Source organism: Vallitalea sediminicola, from assembly GCF_054408565.1.
Map to the genome: position 1 here is coordinate 1 of NZ_BTPT01000109.1, position 1,226 is coordinate 1,226.

The window sequence follows — 1,226 nt, forward strand, 5'->3', positions numbered from 1 at the left end:
ATAATACAGAGTCCAACCTATGGATTAGAGGAAATCAAAAGCGAAGTAAGGACGATAGAAGAGACCGTGTTAAGTCCGACTTATGGATTGGAAGAGATAAAGAGCGAAGTAAAAGTCATAGAAGAAATAATACAGAGTCCAACCTATGGATTAGAGGAAATCAAAAGCGAAGTAAGGACGATAGAAGAGACCGTGTTAAGTCCGACTTATGGATTGGAAGAGATAAAGAGCGAAGTAAAAGTCATAGAAGAAATAGTACAGAGTCCAACCTATGGATTAGAGGAAATCAAAAGTGAAGTAAGGACGATAGAAGAGACCGTATTAAGTGCGACATATGGACTAGAGGAAATTAAGAGTGAAGTAAGAACAATAGAAGAGACCGTGTTAAGTCCAACATATGGACTAGAGGAAATAAAAAGCGAAGTAAGTATAATAGAAGAGACCGTATTAAGTGTGACATATGGATTGGAAGAGATAAAGAGTGAAGTAAGAACAATAGAAGAGACCGTGTTAAGTTCAACATATGGATTGGAAGAGATCAAGAGCGAAGTAAGTATAATAGAAGAAACAGTCCTAAGTGCAACATATGGACTAGAGGAAATTAAGAGTGAAGTAAGAACAATAGAAGAGACCGTGTTAAGTCCAACATATGGACTAGAGGAAATCAAGAGTGAAGTAAGTGTCATAGAAGAGATCGTATTAAGTGCGACATATGGATTGGAAGAGATCAAGAGCGAAGTAAGTATAATAGAAGAAACAGTCCTAAGTGCAACATATGGACTAGAGGAAATTAAGAGTGAAGTAAGAACAATAGAAGAGACCGTGTTAAGTCCGACATATGGATTGGAAGAGATAAAGAGCGAAGTAAGTATAATAGAAGAAACAATATTAAGTGTAACGTATGGTTTGGAAGAAATTAAGAGTGAAGTAAGTGTAATAGAAGAAACTGTCCTAAGTCCAGCTTATGGACTAGAGGAAATTAAGAGTGAAGTAAAAATAATAGAAGAGACCGTGTTAAGTTCAACTTATGGACTAGAGGAAATCAAGAACGAAGTAAGTATAATAGAAGAAACAGTCCTAAGTGCAACATATGGATTGGAAGAGATCAAAAGCGAAGTAAGAACGATAGAAGAGACCGTATTAAGTCCGACCTACGGGTTGGAAGAGATAAAGAGTGAAGTAAGAGTCATAGAAGAAATAGTGCAGAGTCCAACCTATGGATTAGA

Annotated in this window: 1 protein-coding gene; it reads left to right on the forward strand. The window is 36.6% G+C overall.

The features are described 5' to 3' along the window. The coding region (locus ACX6CF_RS25710; RefSeq protein ID WP_458788244.1) for a leucine-rich repeat protein at window positions 1-1,226 on the forward strand (1,226 nt) is incomplete at both ends.